Source organism: Phyllobacterium sp. P30BS-XVII (genome assembly GCF_014138335.1).
Lineage (GTDB): Bacteria > Pseudomonadota > Alphaproteobacteria > Rhizobiales > Rhizobiaceae > Phyllobacterium > Phyllobacterium meliloti.
In genome coordinates this window covers 844,156-869,968 of the sequence record NZ_JACGXO010000001.1, presented here as the reverse complement: position 1 = coordinate 869,968, position 25,813 = coordinate 844,156, and the positions used below count along the sequence as shown (strand labels likewise).

Here is a 25,813-nt window from a genome sequence, read left to right as displayed (position 1 = left end):
TCTCTCTGATCAACAATGCAAGGGAGAAATTTATGCTCGAAGTCAAAGACATTCTATCCGACAATAGTCTGACCAAACCCGCGAAAATTGAAAAACTGCAGGAACTTTTAAGTGAAGCAAGAGGATTGCAACGCGCGGCAACCGAAGGCGGAATGGATACTGACGATGGTTTTACTCGAAACCTGCGCGATATCGAGCTTGCCCTTGAAAAGCTAAAAGCTGATATGCCGGAGACCGGCGCGGCAACGCTCTGACGCGCCTTCATTCGTTTTCTGCCTTCTTTTCTTCTGGAGTCCTAGCGCTCTGGAGCGAAGGAAAAGTGACCGTCACCAATGTGCCGCCGCTCGGATTTGCAGTGTAATTCACTTCACCTCCAAACTGTTGACACAGCTGCGCAACAATCACCGATCCAATACCGGATGCACGTTTTTGGAGCTTCTTCTGGATACCAACGCCGTCATCTGCGATATCAAGCGCGACTACACCGTTCACATCATGCGCCAGACTGATTGCAATCGATCCGGTGCGATTATGCGGGAATGCGTGCTTGATTGCGTTCATGGTCAACTCGCCAATGATGATACCTAGTGTTGTGGCGTCGCGCGAACTCAGGTCAATCGGTTCAATATGGGCGCTGATCTGGATATCCCGGTCATGAACATGGGAATCCTTGAGATCAGCGATAACCTCCGGCAGATATTCATCGGCTCGGACAGTTTCATGATCTTTGCCCAGCCGGAGGCGACGATGCGCCGAAGAAATCGTCTGGATACGATCACGCGCGGCACCGAGAGCCGCCCGGATTTCCTCCGACGACACATCACGCATCTGGATACCGAGAAGCGATGAAACTGTCGCCAATGAATTACCGATGCGATGATCGGAATCCTGAAGAAGCGTTTCGACACGCGCCCTCTCGCGTGTGGCCACCAGCATGGCTTTTTCCAGCTCGGCGGTACGCAGTTGCACCATTTCTTCCAGCTGTGATTTTTCAGAAAGGAGTGTTGATTGGCCCTCGGTCAGCTTGCGGACATAGCGCTTGGTACGGCTGGCGAGGATATAGGCCAGAATGAGAGCGCCACCCAGAGCCGCAATTGACGCGATCGTAAGCCAGAAACGCATGTCATCCATGGCAATATTGCGCGCGATGAGCCGCCGGTCCTCTTCAGCCAGAAAACCGTTGATCGTTTTCTTGATTTCATCCATTTGCCCGATGCCGAAATCCGGTCCAAGTGAAGCAAGAGCATCGCTGTTGTTTCCGGCCAGCGACAGCGCAATGGCTGAATCAACTTTTTGCTGTTTCTGTTTCGCCAACCCCTGAATTTGGCTAACGATGACCTGCTGGCGAGAATTACCCCTTGTCATCTCGTTTAACGTATTGAGCGATTCATCCAGATGCGACGATGAAGTGCGATACAGATCGAGAAAGGCCGGGTTCTGGGTTAGAAGAAAACCACGCTGGTTGCTATGGGCCGCATTCAGAAGCGCCAGAGTACTATCCGCCTGCTCGCGCACCCGGTATGTGGCGATGACGTCATCCATCTGGTTATTGAAACCCCGGGTCAGAATAATCGTTGATACAGCTGCCGTGACAATCAGGACGAGCGAGATCAAAATTGCCAGCCCGCGCCCCGGCCTCTCGGAAAAACCCGTCAATAATCTGCGCCATTGCATCACATGCATTGCTCCAACCGGGCCGTTCACATCGGCCTGCACTCCATGGATGACTTAGATAAAGGGTCTCTGAACCTTCGGCAAACCCTGCCACCCCGATATATCCAGAAGCATTGCTTCATCAAGCACTTCACACCCGCGATCAACCCAGCGCAATGCACCGCGAGCGGCGAGTTTCTTCAGTGTTTTATTGGTATGCACAATCGACAGGCCGAGCGTATCGGCGACGTGCTGTTGTCTGAGCGGAACAAAAAGTTTGTTGTTCTTCACCATGCCCACCGATTTGGCCCGCTGGAAAATAAAAGCAAACAGATATGCCGCGCGCTCCAGTGCAGAGCGCCGGCCGACGCTCAGCAGAATTTCATCCAGCATCTGCTCTTCACGTGATGCCAGCCATGTAATGTCGTAGGCAAGGCTGGGGAAATTGCGAAAAAGATTAGGCAATTTATCGCGTTGGAATACACAGAGAATGACTGGCGACATTGCCTCGATGGAGTGCTGCATCTCTTTCATCAGGGACCCTTGCAGTCCAATAAGATCACCGGGCAGCACATAGTTGAGTATCTGCCTGCGGCCATCTTCAAGGGTTTTATAGCGGAACGCCCACCCTGACAGAACCGTGAACAGATGAGCGCTGTTGGCGCCCTCAACCAGAAACGTTGTACCGGCATCGGCTACAAGTTCACCCGACTTGAAGCCAGACAGAAACGTCACCTCTTCCTTGTCATGCGGTTGAAAATGCGGAAAATCCTGCAAGGGACATTTTTCGCAAGGGAATTGCCGCACCGTTGAAGCTGAGCTTGTTTTCATGTTTTTCTCAATTGAGAGTTGCTCGGCACGCTAGCACGATGGCGTTCAAATGCCCGATAATTCTTCGCATTCGACATGTCATAGTTAAATGACAGCCACCAGCGATTGGGCGCATAGGCACTGTTTTTAGGAGCAGTGAATATGGAATTAACCGGCAAGCGACTTCTCGTTCTGGACGATGAATTTCTGATAGGACTGGAGCTGGAACGCATCGCCGAAGAGTGCGGTGCGAAATCTGTTCACGTGGTTTCAACCGTTGCAGAACTGCTTTTCTGGGTCCAGAGCGGGCAGCCATGCGACATCGCCATTCTTGAGGTTCAGGCCCGAGGCGCTTCATCGTTCGAAGCAGCAATGCTTTTGCAACGACAGGGCACCCCTATTGTCTTCGCCACCGCCTATGACCAGCAAAGGAGTGGCATTACAGGCTTTGCCAATGTTCCTGTCGTTCTGAAACCCTATGGCAAGACCCAGATCCTGCAGGCAGTAGCAGCCGCATTTTCCAAGCCATCGCCAATGCCTCAAGAGACAAATGAGGATGATATTTTAGGCAAATTTGTTTGAAGTAACCTGCGTGGAGATAGAGTCGGGTCCGTAATCCACCTCGCCCTGCACATCAAGAAGCTCCTGCAATCGCGTTCTCGCACGGCTCACCCGGCTCTTGATCGTTCCGACAGCGCATTCGCAAATATCGGCCGCTTCCTCATAGGAAAAGCCGGATGCACCAACAAGAATAATTGCCTCGCGCTGATCATCGGGCAGTTTTTCCAGAGCCTTGCGAAAATCCTGCAAATCGAGTGATCCGTATTGCGCCGGATGCACAGAGAGCTGTTCAGTGAAAATACCGTCGGAATCCTGCACTTCACGCCCGCGTTTGCGCATCTGGCTATAAAATTCATTGCGCAGGATTGTGAACAGCCAAGCCTTGATGTTGGTGCCGGCCTCAAAAGAATCCTGTTTGGCCCACGCCTTCATGATCGTGTCCTGGACAAGGTCATCGGCGCGATCGGGGTTGCCGATCAGCGATACGGCGAAAGCACGCAGCTTTGGCAGCGACGCAATCAGATTTCTCTTGAAATCAGGAGATTCATGTACCATTCGACCGCCTGTTATTTTGACGACTGAGCATGGTTGCGTTCAGCTTCGTCGAGCTTTTCCAAAAGGTCCAGAAATCGCACAGGGATTTCCTCCTCCTGAACAGAGGCATAAAGTGCTCGAAGCTTTAAACCGATTTCTGATTCCGCGTTTCTGACGTCGCGGCGGCGGACGCGTCCCTTGTCAGGGCCGTCGGAGAGACTTTTGTTTGCGTTCATTCTACTATCTTTGCTGGTCGTTCGTCGCAAAAGCTTTTGGCAGGCACATTAATCTCGATAATACTTTAGAGGAGGAAAAGTTCCGTCACCGGGGAACTTTTTTTTCTCGAATGTGTTTTGGTTCGTATTCTTCTTCAATATCCCCAAGGGGAACAGGGAAATCATCATAATGTCATTGTCCACTCGGATCGCTCCTCATCTGCCCTACCTTCGTCGTTTTGCTCGTGCCATTACAGGTTCGCAGTCCTCCGGTGATGCCTATGTGGCGGCCACACTTGAAATTCTCATCAGCGATGTCTCCCTTTTCCCTGAAACATCATCTGATCGCGTCAGTCTCTACAAGCTGCTGATCAAGCATTTCAACTCGGTCAATGTGCGGCCCCTCGAACTGCAATCAGAATTCGGCTGGGAAAAGCATGCTGCAGCGAATCTGACAGCCATCGCACCCCGGGCGCGGCAGGCTTTCCTTCTCATCAGCCTTGAAGGGTTCAGTCAGGCCGAAACACTGGATATCCTCGATATTGATGAGCAGGAGCTCTATGGCCTGCTTGATGAAGCCTCTGTCGGCATCTCCAAGCAGATTGCCACCGATATCATGATCATCGAGGATGAGCCGTTAATCGCCATGGATATCGAACACATGGTTGAAAGCCTGGGCCACCGGGTCGTCGGGATTGCACGTACCCGGGATGAGGCGATCAAGCTATATGCACAGACCCATCCCAGCATGATCCTTGCAGACATCCAGTTGGCCGACGGTAGTTCGGGTATCGATGCCGTGAACAATATCCTTAGCCAGGATGCTGTTCCTGTTATCTTCATCACCGCATTTCCGGAACGCCTGCTGACTGGCGAACGGCCGGAGCCAACCTTCCTTGTCACCAAGCCTTTTAATCCTGATATGGTCAAGGCATTGATTACACAGGCATTGTTCTTCAAGGAAAGCAGCAAGGCAAAGGCATAAGACTGCTCAAAGCATTCCATCAAACTATCCGCATCGGAACAAAGTCTCTTCGGAAGCGTTCTGAAAGCAACAAGATAGGGAGATAATAATGCTTTATTATGCAGTGGTTTTTCTGATTATTGCTCTTGTGGCAGGTGTATTGGGCTTTGGTGGTATTGCTGGCGCTTCTGTCGGTATTGCAAAGATTATCTTCTTTGTATTCTTGGCGCTGCTGGTGATTTCCCTGATTGCAGGGCTCCTTCGCAAAGCCTAGTCAAAACGTGAACTTTCTTAAAACCGCCGGTTGTACCGGCGGTTTTTGCATTTCCGGCAGGTATCAATTTAGTCTGACGTTTGTAGCATTGCGGGTCGCCCCACTTGGTTGTAGTGGGAAGATATAAAATGACAATAACGGTCAGGTTGCATCCCTTTAAGTGCAGCATTGAAACTGGACGGCCCAATGATCAACTGGACATATCTCGCCCGGCAAATACCCATTGCCATAGTGTGCTACACAGTAGGTGTGATTGCCTTGAGGCTGGCACTATCGCCGTTTCTCGATATTGATGAAGCGCAGTTTGTAGGTTCGGTTGATTTTTCCTGGATTTACGGCAACTCACACCCACCGCTTTACAACTGGCTTGTCCGGCTGGCGCTTGACCTGACCGGCTGGAACTGGGTTGTCGCAACCGTCACTGTCCGTCTTTGCCTGCTTGGTCTTTACCACTGGCTTTCATTCGATACAGCACGCCGTCTGGGTGGGGATCGCGCAGGAGTATTGGCCCTTGCAGCTTCCGCTTTGCTGCCTCAAATCGTGTGGATGTCGATCCAGACAACCGCACATACGCTTCTGGTGATTGTCGCGTCCATCGGCATCATTCATGCCCTGACGTTGATCCGCTCGGGACGAGGTTACACCGCTTATATCTGGCTTGGCGTTTGGGCTGCGATCGGCGGACTGGCAAAATATAACTTCTTCATATTCCTCTTCAGTTTTTTGATCGCTTGTGCGCTGAACCCCACCATTCGCCGTCAGATCTTCCGCAAGCCGGCATGGATTTCCCTCGCCATTTTTGTGGTCGCCTTGAGTCCCATCGTCATTGCATCTCTTAACGCGCCATTGGCTGCAACGGCGGGACGTATGGCCAAACTCAACCATCCGATTCCGATGCTACAGCCATTCGATCTCCCATGGTTTGGGATAGACGGTGTTCTCAGCCTCGTTATTTCGGCATTTCTCTGGTCTGGCCCGGCTCTCCTGATCTTTTTGATCGGACGGCGCAAGGACGATCCAAAGCCCGCGCCGGACGGCGACGTTGATATGAGAAAAGTGCTCTTTCGCACGGTTGTCATCGGTTTGACGGCTTTTGGTCTGATTGTCCTTTTTGCCGATTATCATTCGGTGGCAGAGCGCTACATGGCACCCATTCTGGCGCCAACCGCTATACTGCTGGCACTTTATTTTCCGCAAAAATACGGTGCGCGAAATCTGCTGGTCATATCCGCAGGATTTTACATTCTCGCACCAATAGCCTTTGCCATTGTCATGCTGTTTGGTGCCGAACGCCTGTCCACACCGTTTGATGCCGTTGCAGGGGCTATTCGCGCGCAGAATTCAGCCCCTGCACGTATTGCGGCAGACAGACAGGACGACGCAGCCAATGTAGCGGTCCAGTTAAAATGGCCGCCAGCGAAGGGCAGTGCAGACGATATCGTTCTCATCTGGCGCGGCGGCGATGCACCGAACAAGGATACGCTTGAGCGATTACCGGTAGATGCTGTTGCGGTCGGCCCGATCACAAGGGTTGTCGGCCCGTTGAGGAACTTCAGCGGTCGAACGAGAACTTTCAGCTTTCAGCGCTATTCATCTCATTCACCACTCCCGGATCAGAATAGCGACGGATAAGCCAGAAGACACCGACCGTATCCAGAAAAGCCACAGCAGCGCGATCAAAGAAGCCATATTTCGACACTCCGGCCAGACGCGGGCGATCTTCCACGTCGACCTCGATCACAGGCAATCCCGCCCGAATTGAGAGTGCCGGGAGGAAGCGATGCATATTGTCGAAATAGGGCAATCCCTTCGCGATATTGGCTGGTAAAACCTTGAAACCACACCCCGCATCCCGGCAATTATCCCGGAGCAGGCGCTTGCGTATGAAATTTGCGGATTTCGATGTCAGCAATTTTACCACGCCGTCATTACGCCGCTTCCTGACACCGGCAAAAAGCACCGGTTGAGATTTTTCAATGCGTGACCAAAGTTGTGCAAGGTCCGACGGGTTGTTCTGTCCATCGCCATCAAGCGTCGCAACCCATTTTCCTTTTGCTGCCTGAAATCCGCTCACCAGCGCTCTGGATTTGCCCGTCCGCTTCGTATGCCGCAAAACCCTGATGTGATGGCCCGCATTCAAAGCTTCCTCGGCTGAACCATCGGCGGACCCATCGTCAACAATCAGTATTTCATAGGCTGCGACACCCGAAAGGGCCTGATTGATTTCAGTGACAAGCGCACCGATATTTCCCGATTCATTGTAGACAGGGATTACGACTGTCAGGTCGGTCATTTCAAAAATCCAGAAACCATGATGAGCCTGCCGCATTCCGATCAGATTCGGGTTATGCCCGGTCCGGTATGAAAATCATTGCATCACCGCAATGCGTCAGGAGATTAAATATCTTTTGTAACCGTTCCCATAGCATTCAAAATGAGAAAGCAAAACAAGTGTTCACAGAATGGAGGAAGCCAGTGCTTGGATGTCGGCTAAACTGGCTGAGTTTCACGCAAGAGTGAAGTTCATGCCGCAATTCCGCCATCCCATTCGAGACTAAAGTGATAGCATTACGCGAATATCCGGCGTGGACGGCTTATGGTTAATAGTTCATTAATCGAAGTCTTCCTATTGTCGGGCTCTAATCATAATTTATTTCGGTCCGCATATGCGTTTTCTGGTTTCAAAAGCAACAATCGGTTCAGGGAAGGCTATGGGCGTGCGTGCCAGCCTCCTTCTTTTGATGTTTGCCTGCTTTTTCCCTGCAAGGGCTCAGGAACAAGTCGATCCAAAACGTGCCGAAACCGTCAAACAGTTGGATGAAGTCACCGGACAGATCAGTCTATCTTCCGAACGTGTCGCCTCGCTCGATAAGGAAATTGCTGATCTGAAAAAAGATCAGACAACCATAACAGCCGCGCTTATCCAGTCGGCCAAGACCGAAAAGAAATTGACTGAAGATATCGCCGGAATTGGCGACAAGCTGACCGATCTGCGGGAGCAGGAAGACGGTATAAAATTATCCCTGAGAGAGCGCCGGGGTGCTCTTGCCGAAGTGCTTGCCGCCCTGCAGCGCATGGGGCTCAATCCCCCGCCCGCTATTCTCGTGCGCCCTGATGATGCACTTGCTTCCGTCCGAAGTGCTGTCCTGCTTGGCGCTGTCGTTCCTGAAATGCGCGAACAGACCGAAGTGCTGATTGCAGACCTTAAGGAATTGACCCGGATCAAGACATCGATTTCAGACGAACAGACCCGGTTGACCGCCGCCATGTCGGGACAGGCAGAAGAAAAGAAACGGCTGGATTTGCTGCTTGCCGAAAAGCAGAAGCTGCAGACAACCTCAGAAGAGACCCGTAAGGCGGAACAACAACGGGCGGAAGAATTGGCCAGGAAGGCGACGTCGCTACGCGATCTCATCGCCTCGATGGAACAGGATATGGAAGAGGCGCGCAAAGCTGCGAGTGCTGCCAACCAGAAGGAAGAGCAGAAACTTGCGGCAAGCAAGGAGCGTGCCGATAATTTTGCTTCCAATCAGGAGCGCCTTTCCGCCAAGGTGAATTTTGCTTCACTCAAGGGCCATCTTTCCATGCCGGGCGCGGGCAAGCTTATCAGGCATTTTGGCGATGATGACGGCTTGGGCGGAATTTTGCAGGGCGACACGCTGGAAACATCCGCCGGAGCAACCATTACGGCGCCTACGGATGCTGTCGTCCTTTATGCCGGCGCATTCCGTTCCTATGGTCAACTCTTGATCCTTGATGCCGGCAATGGCTATCATGTCGTGTTGGCGGGTATGAAGAGAATCAATGTCTCGCAGAATCAATTCGTTTTGGCGGGAGAGCCTGTTGGTGTGATGAACGAGCAACTTGTCGCCAGTACCGGCACCGTTCAGATGGGAAATGGAGCGCCAATGCTTTACATTGAGTTCCGAAAAGATACAAAACCTGTTAATCCCGCTCCCTGGTGGGCGGATAGGCTCGCTGGAAGGACCACAAATGATACGTAGGTTAACGCTTCTCTTGGCCGGAGCCCTCTTGGGTGCCACGGCAATGGTCGTTGTGCAGGGTTCGCTGCCCACAACCGCTGCAGAAGCTGCGGGCAACGACACATACAAGCAACTGTCGATCTTCGGTGACATCTTTGAGCGCGTACGCAATCAGTACGTCACTCCGCCGGATGACAAGAAGCTGATTGAAAGCGCCATCAATGGCATGCTGACATCGCTCGACCCCCATTCGTCTTACATGAACGCTGAACAGGCGCAGGATATGCGCGTTCAGACCAAGGGTGAATTTGGCGGTCTTGGTATTGAAGTCACGATGGAAAATGAACTCGTGAAAGTCATTTCACCCATCGAAGACACACCGGCATCCAAGGCAGGTGTTCTGGCTGGCGATTATATTTCCCAGATTGATGGTACCGATGTTCGTGGACTGAACCTGACCGATGCGGTCGACAAGATGCGCGGCGAGGTCAACACGCCTATTGAACTGACACTTATCCGTCAGGGCGCAGACAAGCCGATCAAACTGACGATTGTTCGTGACGTCGTGAAGGTAAAGGCCGTCAAGTATCGCGTCGAGAACGATGTTGGTTATGTCCGCGTCATCTCCTTCACAGAACAGACCTTTGAAGACCTGCAGAAGGCAATCAAGGATATTCAGAGCAAGGTGCCTGAGGACAAGCTCAAGGGCTTTGTACTGGACCTGCGCCTTAATCCGGGCGGCCTTCTGGATCAGGCGGTCGCCGTATCCGATGCCTTCCTCGACAAGGGTGAAGTCGTATCGACCCGGGGCCGCGATCCGCAGGACATCACCCGTTTCGATGCCCGTCCCGGCGATTTGACCAATGGCAAGCCTTTGATCGTCATGATCAACGGCGGTTCAGCCAGCGCCTCGGAAATTGTTGCTGGCGCGTTGCAGGATCATCGCCGCGCAACGGTGCTTGGCACACGTTCGTTCGGCAAGGGTTCCGTGCAGACGATTATCCCGCTTGGTGAAAATGGCGCGCTGCGCCTGACGACAGCGCTTTATTATACGCCTGCTGGAAAATCTATTCAGGGTAAGGGTATTGTCCCTGATATCGCTGTCGATCAGCCATTGCCCGATGATCTCAAGGGCCGTGCTGAGCCAATGAGCGAGTCCAGCCTGAAGGGCCATATCAAGGGCGTTCAGGAAGATGCAGAAGGTTCAGGTTCTATTGCCTATGTTCCGCAAGATCCAAAGGATGATCTGCAGTTGATCGAAGCCCTGAAGCTTCTGCGCGGCGAACAGGCCAATGCAGCTTTCCCGGCGGACCCGACAAAGGGTGTGCCAAACTAATATGAGAACGGGGCCGGACACTTTGTCTGGCCCCCTTTTTTCAGCAATGATATTTCCTCTCTTTCTCCCTCCGTCATCGGCCAAAGCGCGTGAATTCCGATATCAACAGGCCGCTGGGGCAAAACAGCAAACGGCCTAAAGAAACATCAGGTCGTAAGATCGGCACTCGCTGGCTGATGCCTTCCGCTGCCGTACTGGGCATAGGCGCGATGGCATTGCTGATTTCACTGACAAGCAATCACGGTTTTCGCAATCCACCCCCGGAACCGAAAAAACCTGAGATCGCCGAGGCAACACCGCCACAACCAAAGATCGCGTCCGCAGCCACCAAACCACCGGCAGCCACCACACGATCGGAAAATATACCAACAAGTCCCGGCGGCCCGAAAATAATTGTGGTCGGCGATCCCGCGAGACGGTCGCAGAATCCATTGACCGCGCATATTCCTGATCGCGATCTGCTTGAGGAAACAGCCCAAGGCCTCTTGCCGATTACCGCGCCCGATGGTCGAAGGCCGCTTGATATCTATGCCCGGCCCTGGTCTGGCGCGCGTGGCGCACGCGTGGCAATCGTCATCGGCGGGCTTGGCCTGTCTCAAACAGGCACACAGCGCGCTATCGGCGTGCTGCCCGCAGAAGTGACGCTGGCCTTTGCGCCTGAAGGCAATAGCCTCACCCGCTGGATGCAGACAGCACGCCAGAACGGCCACGAACTGCTGATGCAAGTCCCGCTGGAGCCATTTGACTATCCACGCGTCAATCCCGGTCGCAACACATTGACAGTCGATGCGCCTGCTGCCGAGACGCTGGATAATTTGCATAAGACCATGGGCCGTATTACAAATTACACCGGCATTGTGAATTATATGGGGGCCCGCTTTACCGCTGATACCAAGGCGATGACCTCCGTCATGCAGGACGTGGCGAAGCGCGGTCTGCTTTATCTGGATGATGGCAGTTCAGCCCGCAGCCAGGCCGATACAATAGCAGCACAGCAGGGAACACCTTTTGCGGCAGCCGACGTGCTGATCGACGGTTCGCAGGATCGGGGCAATATTCTCAAGAAACTGGACGAGCTGGAGCGCATTGCCCGCGCCAAGGGTACGGCCATCGGGACAGGCTCAGCCTTCGACGCGACTGTGGACGCGGTCGCTGCCTGGGCCAATGAAGCCAAGACCCGCGGTATCGAGATTGTGCCGGTTTCCGCCCTTGTCCGGGACCCTGAAAAGGGCTAGGCACTATCATCACCATCTCACCCGCAGTGGAGTAATCTCATGAGCAAGAAACATGGGTCTGTCGACCCGGAGACACTCCCCTACCGGCCTTGCGTTGGCATTATGGTCCTCAATGCAGACAGGCTCGTCTGGGCGGGACATCGCATTGTCATACCCAATGACGAGATGGAAGGCGCAACCCAGCTTTGGCAGATGCCACAGGGCGGTATCGACAAGGGCGAGGATGCCGAGATTGCGGCGCGGCGCGAACTCTATGAGGAAACCGGCATGAAAACCGTTTCCCTGCTCGCTGAAGCGGCAGACTGGATCAATTATGACTTGCCTCCCGAACTCGTTGGAATAGCGCTGAAAGGCAAATATCGCGGCCAGACGCAGAAATGGTTTGCCTACCAATTCACTGGCGACGAAAGCGAGATCGCAATCAATCCTCCACCCGGCGGCCACACGGCTGAATTTGATGAATGGGCATGGAAACCGATGGCGCAATTGCCTGATCTCATCGTGCCGTTCAAGCGCCGGGTTTATGAGCAGGTTGTGGCTGTTTTCCAGCATCTGGCTTGAAAGCCAGATTTATCGTCACTCGAAATTACTTATTCTTTCACTGGAACGAGGGACTGCCGTTCCGAATAACTGATGCCTTCCGAATTCCAGAAAATCCGCACCGCTTTGGCGAAGATATTCTCAAATGGAACCGGTCCAAGTCCAAAACGGCTATCGGCTGAATTATCCCTGTTATCACCCATCATGAAGTAATGTCCTGCAGGAATATCATAGACTTTCGTATTGTCGCCTAAACCTCCATCCATCATGTTCAGGATTGCGTAAGATATTCCATTCGGCAAGGTCTCGCGCTCCAGGGGAACCGGCCGCTTAGTTCCGCCTTCGCCGTAAGGATAGGTACCCATTTTTTCGAGTTTAACCGGCTTTCCATTGATGTGGAGAACACCGTCAACCATCTGAACCGTTTCTCCCGGCAAACCGATAACCCGCGCAATATAATCAACATCGTTCGTGCGGAATACCACGATATCACCGCGCTCCGGAGTTTTTGAGAGAACGCTTCTCTCTATCGGTAATAGCTCCAACGGAACGCTGTACCGGCTGTACCCATAGGCTGATTTTGAAGCTAGGAAATGATCGCCGACAACCAATGTAGGCGCCATATTGCTACTGGGAATATCAAACGGCTGCAAAATGAAACTGCGAACCACAAACGCCACAAGCAGCGAACAAACAATATACACCGGCATCAGGCTATAGCCTCTTGAATACCATTTTGGGATGGATTTGATTGCAAGAATACAAATACCGACTGCCAGCGCCACTTTTACTATAATATTCAGAAAGATCGGGCTTGGCAGCCCTTTAAGAGAAAACGGCGGGATACCCACATAGCAAACGGCAATTACAGCGCCATATAGTATGATCGCAGCGAGAACAGCTAACCGGCCTCGACCAATCCACAACAAACCAGCGACCGGATCTCCCAAGATTGATATGAGGAAAGTGGAAACTGGACCGCGCGGCGTCGATAATGACATAGAAGACCCTCACAACAAAAAAGCGGACCCAAGGCCCGCTTTCAATCATTGTCGATTGCATATGATCAATCAAGCAGTCTTGATGGCTTCCTGCAAGGTCGTCAACTGACCAAGAAGATCCTCTGCTTTTGCGCGCTGTTCACGCGTTGTCGCATCTTCGAAATCTTCGCGGGCATCTTTGATACGGTTCTGAAGTTCATCAGCCTTTATATCAGTGACGTGTACCGCCGACTCAGCAAGAAGCGTGCAGCCATCGGGCGTCACATCAACAAAACCACCGAACACGACATAGCTGTCGGGCTTGCCGTCAGCCAGCTTCACCGTAACAACGCCCGGCTTCACAGTCGCCATCAGCGGCGCATGGTGAGCCATCACTGTCATATAGCCTTCCGTACCCGGAACCACAACTTCGGTGACTTGTTCCGAGAGGAGCAGACGTTCGGGTGACACAAGTTCAAAATGGAAGGCTTCTGCCATGATATTCACTCAATTCCTGCGGTCATTGACCTGATAGAAGGGATGGCCTTGACAAGAAAGGGCGGGCCGAAGCCCGCCATTATATTCCAGATCAGGCTGCTTCTGCTGCCAGACGCTGTGCCTTTTCAATCGCCTCGTCAATGGAGCCGACCATGTAGAATGCTGCTTCCGGCAGGTGATCATAGTCACCATTGCAAAGGCCTTTGAAACCCTTGATGGTGTCAGCCAGATCAACCAGCTTGCCCGGCGAACCGGTGAAGATTTCAGCAACGAAGAACGGCTGCGACAGGAAGCGTTCGATCTTGCGGGCGCGGGCGACCGTGATCTTGTCTTCTTCCGACAGTTCGTCCATGCCGAGAATGGCGATGATATCCTGCAAGGACTTGTAACGCTGCAGGATCGACTGCACCTGACGGGCAATCGCGTAATGTTCTTCACCAACGATCAGCGGATCGAGCATGCGTGATGTCGAGTCGAGCGGGTCCACAGCCGGATAAATACCCTTTTCAGAGATCGCACGGTTGAGGTTCGTCGTCGCATCAAGATGCGCGAAGGATGTCGCAGGCGCCGGATCGGTCAAATCGTCGGCGGGCACGTAAATGGCCTGCACGGATGTGATCGAACCCTTATGCGTCGTGGTGATGCGTTCCTGCATCTGGCCCATGTCGGTTGCCAGCGTTGGCTGATAACCCACAGCGGATGGAATACGTCCAAGCAGAGCGGACAATTCGGAACCAGCCTGCGTGAAGCGGAAAATATTGTCCACGAAGAACAGAACGTCCTGACCTTCATCACGGAAATGCTCGGCAACCGTCAGACCCGACAGAGCAACACGGGCACGCGCCCCTGGTGGCTCGTTCATCTGACCGTAAACCAGTGCAGCCTTGGAGCCTTCGCCGCCGCCTTCCTTGTTCACGCCGGATTCGATCATTTCGTGGTAAAGATCGTTGCCCTCACGGGTACGTTCACCCACACCGGCAAATACCGAGTAACCACCATGCGCCTTGGCGACGTTGTTGATCAATTCCATGATCAGAACCGTCTTGCCAACGCCAGCACCGCCGAAGAGGCCGATCTTACCACCACGAGCATAAGGTGCGAGCAGATCGATAACCTTGATGCCCGTTACCAGGATCTGGGCTTCTGTCGACTGCTCGACATACTCAGGAGCTGGCTGGTGAATAGCGCGGGTCAGCTTGGCCTTGATCGGACCAGCTTCATCAACCGGCTCGCCGATGACGTTCATGATACGGCCGAGTGTTTCCGGGCCAACCGGAACCATGATCGCCGAACCTGTGTCATATACTGGCGCGCCGCGAACCAGACCTTCGGTCGAGTCCATGGCGATGGTGCGAACAGTGTTTTCGCCCAGATGCTGTGCAACTTCCAGAACAAGCCGGTTGCCGAGGTTGTCGGTTTCAAGCGCGTTCAGAATTTTGGGCAGGTTGCCGCCTTCAAAATGCACGTCGACAACGGCGCCGATGACCTGGCTGATATGCCCGGCGACACCAGTCGTCTTCACTGCAGTCTTTGGTGTTCCCGATGCCTTGGCGGTCTTTGCTGCTGCAGGAGCGGCAACCTTTGCTTCAGCCTTCGGAGCAGCAGCTTTTGCAGTTGCTGCTTTAGGTGCAGCTACTTTTGCAGCCGCTACCTTGGGTGCAGCTGCTTTGGCGGCTGCGGGTGTTTTCGGGGTCGCTGCTTTTGCCATCGATCCTTACCTTCGCGATTAGAGCGCTTCCGCGCCCGAAATGATTTCAATCAGTTCTTTGGTGATCTGAGCCTGACGCTGACGGTTGTACGACATTGTCAACTTGTTGATCATGTCACCGGCATTGCGGGTTGCGTTGTCCATGGCGGACATGCGCGCACCCTGTTCCGATGCCGCGTTTTCAAGGAGAGCGCGGAAAACCTGGACGGAAATATTACGCGGGATCAGATCGCCGAGAATGGCGGCCGGATCTGGCTCATATTCATAAACCGCATCGCCTGCTGTTTCCGGTTCGGCATCGCCAATGGCGCTGGCCGGGATCAGCTGCTGTGCAGTTGGAATCTGCGAAATCACCGACTTGAATTCCGAATAGAACAAAGTGGCGACGTCGAATGCACCTTCATTGTAAAGGGCGATGATCTTGTGGCCGATCTGATCGGCGTTGACAAAACCAACCTGCTTTACTTCACGCAGATCAACATGCTCGATTATCTGCTTGCCAAGATCGCGGCGCAGGATATCTGCACCCTTCTTGCCAACAGTGATGATCTTGACCGTCTTGCCATCGGCGAGAAGGCGGCGCGCATGTTCACGGGCCAGACGAACGATCTGCGAGTTGAAACCGCCGCAAAGACCGCGCTCCGACGTGCAGACGATGAGCAAATGCACGTCATCCTTACCGGTTCCGCTCATCAGAATAGGCGCATCGTCACCATCAACATTGGCGGCGATGTTAGCCAGAACTGCGGCCATGCGCTGTGAATAGGGACGCGCGGCTTCCGCAGCTTCCTGCGCACGACGCAGCTTCGCCGCGGCGACCATTTGCATCGCCTTGGTGATTTTCTGCGTCGCCTTGACCGAGGCGATCCGGTTTCTCAGATCCTTTAACGAAGGCATCCGTTCATCCCGTCAGTGGTTTAAGCGAAAGACTTGGCAAAGGCATCAACGGCAGCTTTAAGCTTGCCCTTGATATCGTCGCTCAGCTGCTTTTCCTTGGCAATCGCATCCAGAACATCCTTGCTCTCGGTACGCAGCCATGTGAGTAGGCCCTGCTCAAACTTGCTGACCTGATTAACAGCCAGCTTGTCGAGATAACCATTCACACCAGCGAAAATGACCGCAACCTGTTCTTCGGTTTTCAGCGGCGAGAACTGCGGCTGCTTCAGAAGTTCAGTGAGGCGCGCACCGCGATTAAGCAGACGCTGGGTGGAAGCATCAAGATCGGAACCGAACTGCGCAAAGGCCGCCATTTCGCGGTACTGCGACAGCTCACCCTTGATCGAACCGGCAACCTGCTTCATCGCCTTGATCTGCGCGGCAGAACCAACGCGGGAAACCGACAGACCGACGTTAACAGCCGGGCGGATACCCTGATAGAACAAGTTGGTTTCGAGGAAGATCTGACCATCAGTGATCGAAATCACGTTGGTCGGGATGTAAGCCGAAACGTCGTTCGCCTGAGTTTCGATAACCGGCAGAGCGGTAAGGGAACCAGCACCATTCTCATCATTGAGCTTGGCAGAGCGCTCAAGCAGACGGGAATGCAGATAGAAAACGTCGCCGGGATAAGCTTCGCGGCCCGGCGGACGACGCAGCAGCAGCGACATCTGGCGGTAAGCCACAGCCTGCTTGGACAGATCATCATAACCGATCAGCGCATGCATGCCGTTGTCACGGAAATATTCACCCATGGCGCAGCCGGCGAATGGTGCCAGATACTGCATAGGCGCAGGATCGGAAGCCGTCGCAGCAACAACGATGGAATATTCAAGCGCACCGCGCTCTTCGAGGATCTTGACGAACTGCGCAACAGTCGAACGCTTCTGGCCGATAGCAACGTAAACGCAGTAGAGACGCTCGCTCTCATTGCCAGCATCGTGAGCCGGCTTCTGATTGAGGAACGTGTCGAGAATGATTGCAGTCTTACCGGTCTGACGGTCACCAATGACCAGCTCGCGCTGGCCGCGACCAACCGGGATCAGAGCATCGATAGCCTTGAGGCCCGTCGACATTGGCTCATGCACCGACTTGCGGGGGATAATGCCGGGTGCCTTGACGTCAACGCGTGAGCGCTGCTTTGCCTTGATCGGACCCTTGCCGTCGATTGGATTGCCGAGTGCGTCAACAACGCGACCGAGCAATTCCTTGCCGACTGGAACGTCAACGATAGCGCCTGTGCGCTTGACGATGTCACCTTCCTTGATGTCACGGTCCGAACCGAAAATAACAACACCGACGTTGTCGCTTTCAAGGTTCAGGGCCATGCCACGGGTACCGTCCGGGAACTCGACCATTTCACCAGCCTGAACATTGTCCAGACCATATACACGAGCAATACCGTCACCGACGGACAGAACCTGACCGACTTCAGAGACTTCTGCCTCCTTGCCGAAATTCTTGATTTGCTCTTTCAGGATTGCGGAAATTTCCGCGGCGCGGATGTCCATCAGCCGACCTCTTTCAGTACAAGCTTAAGCGAAGAAAGTTTTGTGCGAAGTGAAGTGTCGATCTGGCGGGACCCCAACTTGACGATGAGACCTCCAAGGATCGACGGATCAACGGTGACATTGATTGTCACGTCCTTGCCGGCGACGCTTTTCAGCGTGGCCTTCAATTCTGTTTGCTGCGCGGCAGTCAAAGCATGCGCAGAAGTAACATCTGCCGAAACCTCGCCGCGATTTTCAGCAGCGATGTTGCGGAAGGCCTGGATCATGGATGGAACCGCAAACAGACGGCGGTTCTGAGCCACGACACGCAGGAAATTGGCAACGAGGCCACCGATCTTGGCTTTGGCCAGGACGGCGGAAATCGCCTTCTCCTGATCTTCCGCCGAAAAAACCGGACTCTCGATCAGGCGCTTCAGGTCAGCGCTGCCATTGACGAGCGCCTCGAATTGACCCAGATTCTTTTCTACTTCAGCGACTGATTTTGCTTCCAGCGCGAGGTCGAACAGCGAGCCCGCATAACGCTGGGCAACACCGGATATGAGCGACGAAGTTTCTGCCACGAACGACAAGCTCTCTGCGTTGAAGCCAAAAACCGGGAAACCAAAAGGAATTTTCGGTCAAATCTTTGGCATTATTGATTTTTTATCGCCGCGGAAACAACCTTGAAACTGTCCCCCGACGAGATTTGAATGCCGTCTAGCATAGAGAAGCAGGAGTCGCAACACGCGAATCCGCGAAAACAGGCGTCAGAATTGCCGCAGCAGCTATTTTATGAATTTACCACTCAACTATCAGGCATAAGAACTAGGCGATAAAGCCGAAGGCGAATGCCAACGGTCCTGCTGCCAGCGCCAGTTCAATCAGGACGGAAATCCAGTTGTAAAGCGTGTTGCCCCGATCGGACATCATCGAGATCAGACGGCCAAAAACAGTGAAGCCCCAGGACACGCCAAGCGCGATCCACAGGAAGGGCTGTGCAAAGACAAGTGCGCAAAGTCCCAGCCCCAGATAGAAACCCGCCATGGTGGCGCGCGCTTCCGACAAGGCTTCAGGATGGGCAGGCACGGTTTGCAGGCGCAAAATCTTGAATGCGATGCGCGGCGCAAAAAACATGATCAGGCCAAAGACAACGGTAACGGCGGCAGAACTCCAGGCAATCCACTCGCCCTGACTGGCTGGCCAATACAATTCCATCATTCTTCCGCCCTCATCGCGTTAACCATTTCCGCTGTTTGCTTATAGAAAGCTTTGCGGGTCGATATCAATCTGCACGCGCACTGATCCACGCTCTTTTGGTCCGGCACTCAGGATCGCGCGAATAAAGTTCTGGATATCGGCCTTGCGTGTTCCGTGAATCAAAAGCCGGAAGCGATGCCGCCCGCGAATGAGAGCCAATGGCGCTTCCGCAGGACCAAGCACATTGATTTCAGGTGAGTGCGGGGCAGCGCGGCGCAATGCCCGCGCATGGGTTTCCGCTTCCGCCCGTGTTCCTGCCGAAATGATAAGCGCCCCCAATCTCCCATAGGGTGGCAGGCCAGATCTTTCACGCTCTTCTATTTCCCGCGCATAGAACGCTTCCGCATCACCGGAAATAATCGCCCGCATAACCGGATGATCGGGCTGATAGGTCTGCAACAACCCTAGGCTCTTTTTGCCCGTACGACCGGCACGGCCCGTCACTTGGCTCAGCAACTGGAACGTGCGCTCTGCTGCACGCGGGTCGCCATTGGCAAGCCCCAGATCCGCATCGACAACGCCAACCAGTGTCATATTGGGAAAGTTGTGCCCTTTGGCGACAAGCTGCGTGCCGATGACAATATCCGCCTCGCCGCGTGCAATCGCATCAAGTTCCAGCCGCAGACGTTTTACCCCCATCAAATCAGAGGACAGGACGATGATGCGCGCATCGGGAAAGGTCTTTTCAGCCTCCTCGGCTATGCGCTCGACACCGGGACCGCAGGCAACCAGATGATCCAGCGTTCCGCAGGACGGGCAGGCCTCTGGCCGGGGTTCATGATGTCCGCATTGATGGCAGACAAGTTGGCCGCGAAACCGGTGCTCGACCAGCCAGCTTGAACAGCATGGACATTGAAAACGATGCCCGCATACCCGGCATAGTGTCAGCGGAGCATAACCGCGGCGGTTGAGAAACAGCAGCGACTGTTCCTTGCGTTGCAGCGTCTGGTTCATTGCCTCGACAAGTGCAGGGGACAGGAACCCGCCGGGACGTGGCGGCGACCGGCGCATATCGATGGCCTTCAGATCAGGCATTGCCGCTTCCGCATAACGCCCCGTCAGACGGATGCGGGTGTAGCGCCCTTGCAGTGCATTGACCTGACTTTCAACGGACGGTGTTGCCGAGGCCAGAATAACCGGAAAACTGCCAATATGCCCGCGAACCACGGCCATATCGCGTGCATTATAGAAAACGCGGTCTTCCTGCTTGTAGGCGGGATCGTGCTCTTCATCGACAACGATAAGACCAAGGTCCTGAAACGGCAGGAAAAGCGCCGAGCGGGCTCCCGCAACGACGCGCACCTGACCTTCCATCACCTGCCGCCAGACACGTTCGCGCGTCTTCGGTGCAAGATCGGAATGCCATTCGGCGGGCTTTGAGCCAAACCGATCATGGAATCGCTCCAGAAACTGCTGTGTCAGCGCGATTTCGGGCAGAAGGATCAGCACCTGCTTGCCCTGTTCAATCGCCTTGGCCACCGCTTCAAAATAGACTTCCGTCTTGCCGGAACCCGTCACCCCATCCAGCAGGGAGACCGAGAAACCACCTGTCGAAACCGCATCCACCAATTGCTTTGCCGCATCGGACTGATCGCCAGAAAGTTCGGCGGGCGCATAATCGGGATCAGGCGGCGCAACGACGGGACGCGCCGGAATCATGACTTCTTCGAACACGCCCTGTGCTGAAAGCCCGTCAATCACCGTTGCTGAAACCCCTGCCGCGTGGGCAAGACCAGTGCGCGTCCATGCAAAGCCGTCACTTGCAAGTTCAAGCACGCGTGAGCGCGCACCTGTCAACCGTTCAGGCTGCTGGCCAGAAAAGCGCAAGCCCGGCACCGGCGGTTCCGGATCAAAAGCGGCGGGAACCCGCAAGATCATCCGCGCCACCATACCGGGCGGCGAAATCGTATAATCGGCAGCCCAGCGCATGAAGCGCATCATGTCATTATCAACGGGCGGGCAATCGAAAAGCTCGGAAATTGGCCTGAGCTTTTTCGCATCAATCGAGTCGGTCGAGCCTTCGGTCACAATGCCCGCAACCTCACGCGGACCCAAAGGAACACGAACAATTGAGCCGGCTTGGACTTCCATTCCTTCAGGCACGGCATAGCTATAGGGCTTCGCTGCCGGCATAGGCACGAGCACTGGAACTATTTTTTGCACGGAAGGCGAATCTTGCGTCATAACCTCGTGACCTTGGCGCGGCTTTCAGTTAAAGAAAAGCCACTTTTCCGGGACACCATCCCTTTAGCCCCATTTAAGGAGGACTGCTCCAATGAAATTTTTCGTTGATACTGCCGATGTGAAGGATATCCGTGAACTCAATGATCTCGGATTGCTCGACGGCGTAACCACCAACCCGTCGCTGATCCTGAAATCCGGCCGCAGTATCCTGGAAGTCACCAAAGAGATTTGCAGCATCGTTGATGGCCCCGTATCAGCTGAAGTTGCCGCGACCGAATACGAACAGATGATGAAAGAAGCCGCGGTTCTTTCGAAGATCGCCAAGAACATCTGCATCAAGGTTCCACTGACCCTCGACGGTTTGAAGGCTTGTAAGGCGCTCACGTCAGATGGCCACATGGTCAACGTAACATTGTGCTTCTCGGCCACACAGGCGCTGCTTGCTGCCAAGGCTGGTGCGACATTCATCTCGCCATTCATTGGCCGTATCGATGACATGGGCATCAATGGCATGGACCTGATCGCCGAAATCCGCACGATCTATGACAATTATGATTACAAGACCGAAATCCTTGCCGCTTCGATCCGCACGGTCAACCACGTCAAGGAAGCTGCTCTGATCGGCGCTGACGTTGCCACTATCCCGCCGGCAACATTGAAGTCGCTCGTCAAGCATCCGCTGACGGACAAGGGTCTTGAAACCTTCCTCGCCGATTGGGCGAAGACCGGTCAGAAGATCGCCTGATAGGTCAGACACTGTTCAAAAAAATCGCCCGCTGGTTCAAAACCGGCGGGCTTTTTGTTTCGGGGAGAGGATTGGCACCTACAACAGATCAGAATGGTGGCGCTCTGCAACATCAGGATGTGAGCGCAGACGCCCCTTGAGATAGTTGCGCCCGACTTCCCGGAACAGCGGATTATCCGGGTCCGCATCGGCACCACCCGCTTCCTGCGCAAGATCATCAGGCAGCTTCAACAGTGGTACGTTGGCGTTGAGGTCAGCACCAAAAAAGAAGGCCACTGACAACCGGTCCTTACCCGATGGCGGCGTGATAACCCGGTGGACGGTCGCTTTGAGATAACCGTTTGAAGCAAGCTCAAGAATTTCACCAATATTGATAACGAACGTGCCGGGAACCGGCGTGGCATCAATCCAGCCACCATCCTTCTCGACCTGCAAGCCTCCCTGCACATCCTGCAGGAGCAACGTCAGAAAACCACTATCCTTGTGCGCGCCGACGCCCTGATCGCTGCCTGTGGCATCGCGGCCGGGATAGCGGATGATTTTCAGATGCTGATTTGGCGCTTTTTCATAAATGGGCTTGAACACATCCTTGTCCTGACCAAGCGCCGTGGCAAATGCCTGTAGCAGTTCGATGGCGACACGGGTCAATTCGCTCTGCCATTCCAGCACAATGGATTTCAGATCAGGCAATGCATCAGTCCATTGATTGGGACCCTGTAGCCGCGACCATGGAGGCGTTGTGGCATCCTGTTTGACAACCTGCCGTTCCGCTCCCACATCAAACTGTTCCCGCCAGTCGGCTTGGCCCTTGGTCCGCTCCCAGCCTGCGCGGGTATAGCCACGAAAATGCGGAGAATTGACCATTTCAACCGCAATCTTGTCCGCTTCGGGCAAGGCAAAGAATCGCTTGGAAATGGCAACGATATCCCGTTGCAACTGCTCGGAAACGCCGTGACCGCTCAGATAAAAGAAACCGTAGGTTCGCGCGGCATGGCGCAAATCTTCGAAGAAATCTTCCCGTTGCGCCGGATCGCGATAACGGCGGAAATCGAGGGTCGGCAGGCTGTCGGTTTTGGGCAGGGCGCTCATGATCAGGATCTCCGCATGCGGCTGGATTGTCTATCGCAAACCGCTCGACTTCAAGGCGCTTTTTGCTTGTAAAGCTGATCCAAAATCTGACGTTCAAAGAAAGCAAGTTCCGGCGATGCATGGCGGCGCGGTCGCTCCACCGGTATCGCCAGATCGAGCGCAATGCGGCCACTGTCAATCACAACAACACGATCCGCCAGGGAAACCGCTTCCGCCACATCATGCGTGACCAGAACCGCCGTAAATTTCTTGGCAATCCAGATACGCTCGAGCAATTGCTGCATCTCGATCCGCGTTAACGCATCAAGCGCGCCGAGCGGTTCATCCAGCGCGAGAATGCTGGGATGCCCCACCAGAGCACGGGCAAGCGCCACACGCTGGCGTTGACCGCCTGACAGCACAGACGGCCATTCCTCGCTGCGATCGGCAAGCCCAACTTCCGCAAGGATATCGAGGGTCTTCCGGCGAACCTCACTTCCCCTAGCGATACCGGTCAGCCCGACATCCACATTGGCCCCGACCCGCGCCCATGGCAGCAGCCTTGGTTCCTGAAACATGATGCGGGTACGCTTCTGGTCCTTCGTTTCCGCGCCATGCACAAGTTCGCCCGATGTCGACTTATCAAGACCTGCCAGAAGCCGCAGCAATGTACTCTTGCCGCAACCGCTCTTGCCGATAATGGCAACGAACTGACCGTCGTAAACATCAAGGTCGATACCCTGTAGTACAGTCTTTTCGCCAAACTGTTTGGTAACGTTACGGAACGAAAAGGCGAGCTTGCGCTCCCGTGACGGCACAGTCACACGCGCTGTGGTATCGGCAAAAGATCGGAGGGCGGTAATGGTGGCTGCGGTCATCGTCATTCCTCACACGGTTTGAAAGGCGGGATGCCATTGCAGGGAAAGCCGCTCAAGATATCGCGCCAAGGCATCGGCGAGTTTTCCGAGAAGCGCGTAGATCAGGATCGACAGAACAACCACATCAATCAGCAGGAATTCCCGTGCCTGCATCGCCATATAGCCAAGGCCTGATGAAGCGGAGATGGTTTCCGCAACGATCAGCGTCAGCCACATGATCCCGAGCGCATAGCGCAGCCCGACAAATATTGAGGGTAAGGCACCCGGAAGGATCACCCGCGTAAAGAGCTGGGAGCGCGACATACCATATATGCGGCCCATTTCAACCAATTGCGGATCAACACCCTGAATGCCGAGCAGCGTATTGATATAGATCGGGAAAAAAACGCCAAGCGCGACCAGAAACAGCTTTGCTTCCTCATCAATACCAAACCACAAAATGACCAGCGGAATGAGCGCAAGGTGCGGAATATTGCGGATCATCTGGATGGTGGTATCGGTCAGCCCCCGGCTGAGCGCTGAAAGACCATTGGCAAGACCGAGGCCAAAGCCGATAGCGCCACCAACGACAAAGCCGCTGAGGGCGCGCAGGGTCGATATACGGATATTCTCAAGGAGTTCGCCAGACAGAAGCAGTTTCCAGAATGCACTGCCAACCGCCGAGGGCGCAGGCAGGACATTGGCCGCGATAAGACCGGCGCGGGATGCAATTTCCCAGCCAATCAGCAATAGGGCTGGCAAAAGCCAGCCTATAGCGCTGCGACCAATGGATTGAAGCGCCCTGTTCATGAGGAGGCCTGCAATCGTTTTTCCCCGTGGAAACCAACGGCAAATTCATTGGCAATGTTTTGATGCAGTGTGTTTTTCCGGCCACCCAATTCCAGCTTCGGGAATAGCAGCTCGGCCACACGATAGGCCTCTTCGAGATGCGGATAACCGGAGCCAATGATCGTATCGATACCCACATCCTGATATTCGCGGATACGCGCTGCAATACTGTCAGGACTGCCGACCAGAGCCGTACCGGCACCGCCGCGCACCAGTCCGACACCGGCCCACAGGTTAGGCCCGACGAGCAGCTTGTCGCGGCGGCCACCATGCAGTTCCGCCATACGGCGCTGGCCAACGGAATCCATCTCTTTGAGGAAACGTTGCTGCGCAATCTCGATCTGGGAATCGGTCACACGGCTGATCAGCCTGTCTGCCGCAGCCCATGCCTCGTCTTCCGTCTCACGAACGATGAAATGCAGCCGGATGCCGAACCGCAACTTGCGGCCCTTGAGCGCCGCCTTCTTGCGGGCGCGCCCGATCTTCTCGGCGACCTGAGCGACAGGCTCGCCCCAGGTCAGATACATATCCACTTGTTCAGCGGCCAAATCCTGACCGGCATCGGACGAACCACCGAAGTAAAGTGGTGGCGGTGTCTGAACAGGCAGCAGATCAAGCCGACCGCCCTGAACCCGGTAATGCTTTCCTTCGAAATTAACAGTCTCTCCAGTGACCAGCCCCTGCCAGATTTTCAGGAATTCGGCAGCCTGCTCATACCGCTGGTCATGTGGCAGGAAAACGCCATCACCAGCCAGTTCCGTCGGGTTGCCACCGACGACCACATTGAGCAGCAGACGGCCATTGCTGAGCCGATCAAGCGCGGCAGTCTGACGGGCAGCAAACACCGGCGAGACGATGCCCGGACGCAATGCCACCAGAAATTTCAACCGCTCCGTATGGGCGGCAAGGCCTGTGGCGGTAATCCATGAATCTTCGCAGCTCTGCCCGGTCGGCAATAGCACCCCGGGAAAACCCAACCGGTCCACCGCCTGCGCAATTTCTTTGAAATAGGCGAACTCCGGCGGTCGCTGCTGGGTTTCCGAACCAAGATAGGTTCCATCCCCGTGCGTGGGAATAAACCAGAAGAAATCGAGCGGGGCTTGCGAGGTGTTTGCTGGCTGCGTCATGACGTGTTT

The 25,813-nt window shown here is 54.4% G+C and carries 27 protein-coding genes; 10 read left to right on the top strand and 17 right to left on the bottom strand.

The window, feature by feature from the left end; translation table 11 throughout:
* Positions 1–32: 32 nt before the first annotated feature.
* Positions 33–254, top strand: coding sequence for a hypothetical protein (locus FHW17_RS04290; protein WP_182509265.1), 222 nt, complete (start codon positions 33–35; stop codon positions 252–254).
* Between the two features lie 7 nt (positions 255–261).
* Here FHW17_RS04290 and FHW17_RS04285 read toward each other — a convergent pair whose 3' ends face one another.
* Complete coding sequence (locus FHW17_RS04285) at positions 262–1,704, bottom strand: CHASE3 domain-containing protein (protein WP_182509264.1); 1,443 nt, start codon at positions 1,702–1,704, stop codon at positions 262–264.
* 24 nt (positions 1,705–1,728) lie between these two features.
* Positions 1,729–2,484 (bottom strand): Crp/Fnr family transcriptional regulator, encoded by a 756-nt coding sequence (locus FHW17_RS04280; RefSeq protein ID WP_112522933.1) that lies wholly within the window; start codon positions 2,482–2,484, stop codon positions 1,729–1,731.
* A 141-nt stretch (positions 2,485–2,625) separates the two neighbouring features.
* On the opposite strand from FHW17_RS04280, the gene FHW17_RS04275 reads away from it, so the two are divergent.
* A complete protein-coding gene (locus FHW17_RS04275; protein ID WP_182509263.1) occupies positions 2,626–3,045 on the top strand; it encodes a hypothetical protein in 420 nt (139 codons plus the stop codon).
* Here FHW17_RS04275 and FHW17_RS04270 read toward each other — a convergent pair.
* Both FHW17_RS04270 and FHW17_RS04265 read right to left on the bottom strand, forming a co-directional pair.
* The gene (locus FHW17_RS04270) at positions 3,028–3,579 is read right to left on the bottom strand and encodes an RNA polymerase sigma factor (protein WP_091879627.1); all 552 of its coding nucleotides are present in this window, start codon (positions 3,577–3,579) and stop codon (positions 3,028–3,030) included. The genes FHW17_RS04275 and FHW17_RS04270 overlap by 18 nt on opposite strands.
* An 11-nt stretch (positions 3,580–3,590) precedes the next feature.
* Positions 3,591–3,794: a NepR family anti-sigma factor gene (locus FHW17_RS04265; RefSeq protein WP_112522931.1), complete on the bottom strand. Its 204-nt coding sequence runs from the start codon at positions 3,792–3,794 to the stop codon at positions 3,591–3,593.
* Between the two features lie 169 nt (positions 3,795–3,963).
* Here FHW17_RS04265 and FHW17_RS04260 point away from each other — a divergent pair, with 169 nt between their 5' ends.
* The 3 genes from FHW17_RS04260 to FHW17_RS04250 all read left to right on the top strand — a co-directional run bounded on the left by FHW17_RS04260 (position 3,964) and on the right by FHW17_RS04250 (position 6,643).
* Entirely contained in the window at positions 3,964–4,758 is a 795-nt protein-coding gene (locus tag FHW17_RS04260; protein ID WP_112522930.1) for a response regulator, read from the top strand.
* Between the two features lie 88 nt (positions 4,759–4,846).
* A complete protein-coding gene (locus tag FHW17_RS04255; RefSeq protein WP_091879623.1) occupies positions 4,847–5,011 on the top strand; it encodes a DUF1328 domain-containing protein in 165 nt (54 codons plus the stop codon).
* A gap of 186 nt (positions 5,012–5,197) precedes the next feature.
* Complete coding sequence (locus tag FHW17_RS04250; RefSeq protein WP_182509262.1) at positions 5,198–6,643, top strand: glycosyltransferase family 39 protein; 1,446 nt, start codon at positions 5,198–5,200, stop codon at positions 6,641–6,643.
* Here the strand turns inward: FHW17_RS04250 and FHW17_RS04245 are convergent.
* Positions 6,585–7,304 (bottom strand): glycosyltransferase family 2 protein, encoded by a 720-nt coding sequence (locus tag FHW17_RS04245; protein ID WP_182509261.1) that lies wholly within the window; start codon positions 7,302–7,304, stop codon positions 6,585–6,587. The genes FHW17_RS04250 and FHW17_RS04245 overlap by 59 nt on opposite strands.
* A 418-nt stretch (positions 7,305–7,722) precedes the next feature.
* On the opposite strand from FHW17_RS04245, the gene FHW17_RS04240 reads away from it, so the two are divergent.
* The 4 genes from FHW17_RS04240 (at position 7,723) to FHW17_RS04225 (ending at position 12,126) form a co-directional block, all read left to right on the top strand.
* Positions 7,723–9,015 carry a murein hydrolase activator EnvC gene (locus FHW17_RS04240; protein ID WP_246706721.1) on the top strand — a complete coding sequence of 431 codons (1,293 nt, stop codon included), beginning with the start codon at positions 7,723–7,725 and terminating at the stop codon, positions 9,013–9,015.
* Entirely contained in the window at positions 9,005–10,330 is a 1,326-nt protein-coding gene (locus FHW17_RS04235; protein WP_112522927.1) for a S41 family peptidase, read from the top strand. Before FHW17_RS04240 ends, FHW17_RS04235 begins: the two co-directional genes overlap by 11 nt.
* A gap of 89 nt (positions 10,331–10,419) precedes the next feature.
* Entirely contained in the window at positions 10,420–11,565 is a 1,146-nt protein-coding gene (locus FHW17_RS04230; protein WP_348643704.1) for a divergent polysaccharide deacetylase family protein, read from the top strand.
* A 39-nt stretch (positions 11,566–11,604) separates the two neighbouring features.
* The gene (locus tag FHW17_RS04225; protein ID WP_112522925.1) at positions 11,605–12,126 is read left to right on the top strand and encodes an RNA pyrophosphohydrolase; all 522 of its coding nucleotides are present in this window, start codon (positions 11,605–11,607) and stop codon (positions 12,124–12,126) included.
* Positions 12,127–12,155: 29 nt separating this feature from the next.
* Here FHW17_RS04225 and lepB read toward each other — a convergent pair whose 3' ends face one another.
* From lepB to FHW17_RS04185, 8 genes are all read right to left on the bottom strand, one after another.
* Complete coding sequence (lepB, locus tag FHW17_RS04220) at positions 12,156–13,106, bottom strand: signal peptidase I (protein ID WP_112522924.1); 951 nt, start codon at positions 13,104–13,106, stop codon at positions 12,156–12,158.
* 69 nt (positions 13,107–13,175) lie between these two features.
* On the bottom strand, positions 13,176–13,583 hold the full coding sequence (locus FHW17_RS04215) for a F0F1 ATP synthase subunit epsilon (protein WP_112523123.1): 408 nt from the start codon (positions 13,581–13,583) through the stop codon (positions 13,176–13,178).
* Between the two features lie 91 nt (positions 13,584–13,674).
* Positions 13,675–15,291: a F0F1 ATP synthase subunit beta gene (gene atpD, locus FHW17_RS04210; protein ID WP_112522923.1), complete on the bottom strand. Its 1,617-nt coding sequence runs from the start codon at positions 15,289–15,291 to the stop codon at positions 13,675–13,677.
* Positions 15,292–15,309: 18 nt separating this feature from the next.
* Complete coding sequence (locus tag FHW17_RS04205; protein ID WP_112522922.1) at positions 15,310–16,188, bottom strand: F0F1 ATP synthase subunit gamma; 879 nt, start codon at positions 16,186–16,188, stop codon at positions 15,310–15,312.
* Between the two features lie 20 nt (positions 16,189–16,208).
* Positions 16,209–17,738: a F0F1 ATP synthase subunit alpha gene (gene atpA / locus FHW17_RS04200; RefSeq protein WP_091879611.1), complete on the bottom strand. Its 1,530-nt coding sequence runs from the start codon at positions 17,736–17,738 to the stop codon at positions 16,209–16,211.
* A complete protein-coding gene (locus tag FHW17_RS04195; protein WP_091880225.1) occupies positions 17,738–18,298 on the bottom strand; it encodes a F0F1 ATP synthase subunit delta in 561 nt (186 codons plus the stop codon). The genes atpA and FHW17_RS04195 overlap by 1 nt, the downstream gene beginning before the upstream one ends.
* A 244-nt stretch (positions 18,299–18,542) precedes the next feature.
* Positions 18,543–18,932, bottom strand: coding sequence for a DUF4345 family protein (locus FHW17_RS04190; protein ID WP_112522921.1), 390 nt, complete (start codon positions 18,930–18,932; stop codon positions 18,543–18,545).
* 42 nt (positions 18,933–18,974) lie between these two features.
* Positions 18,975–21,158 (bottom strand): primosomal protein N', encoded by a 2,184-nt coding sequence (locus FHW17_RS04185; protein WP_112522920.1) that lies wholly within the window; start codon positions 21,156–21,158, stop codon positions 18,975–18,977.
* A 91-nt stretch (positions 21,159–21,249) separates the two neighbouring features.
* Here FHW17_RS04185 and fsa point away from each other — a divergent pair, with 91 nt between their 5' ends.
* Positions 21,250–21,903 carry a fructose-6-phosphate aldolase gene (fsa, locus tag FHW17_RS04180; protein WP_091879606.1) on the top strand — a complete coding sequence of 218 codons (654 nt, stop codon included), beginning with the start codon at positions 21,250–21,252 and terminating at the stop codon, positions 21,901–21,903.
* Positions 21,904–21,981: 78 nt separating this feature from the next.
* Here fsa and FHW17_RS04175 read toward each other — a convergent pair whose 3' ends face one another.
* From FHW17_RS04175 to ssuD, 4 genes are read right to left on the bottom strand one after another with little or no spacing between them, the layout of a single operon-like run.
* Positions 21,982–22,992, bottom strand: a complete 1,011-nt coding sequence (locus FHW17_RS04175) for an isopenicillin N synthase family oxygenase (protein WP_182509260.1) — start codon at positions 22,990–22,992, stop codon at positions 21,982–21,984.
* Positions 22,993–23,042: 50 nt separating this feature from the next.
* Entirely contained in the window at positions 23,043–23,849 is an 807-nt protein-coding gene (locus FHW17_RS04170) for an ATP-binding cassette domain-containing protein (protein WP_113095423.1), read from the bottom strand.
* Positions 23,850–23,858: 9 nt separating this feature from the next.
* Positions 23,859–24,638 (bottom strand): ABC transporter permease subunit, encoded by a 780-nt coding sequence (locus FHW17_RS04165; RefSeq protein ID WP_112522917.1) that lies wholly within the window; start codon positions 24,636–24,638, stop codon positions 23,859–23,861.
* Positions 24,635–25,804, bottom strand: coding sequence for an FMNH2-dependent alkanesulfonate monooxygenase (ssuD, locus tag FHW17_RS04160; protein WP_182509259.1), 1,170 nt, complete (start codon positions 25,802–25,804; stop codon positions 24,635–24,637). Before ssuD ends, FHW17_RS04165 begins: the two co-directional genes overlap by 4 nt.
* Positions 25,805–25,813 lie beyond the last annotated feature (9 nt).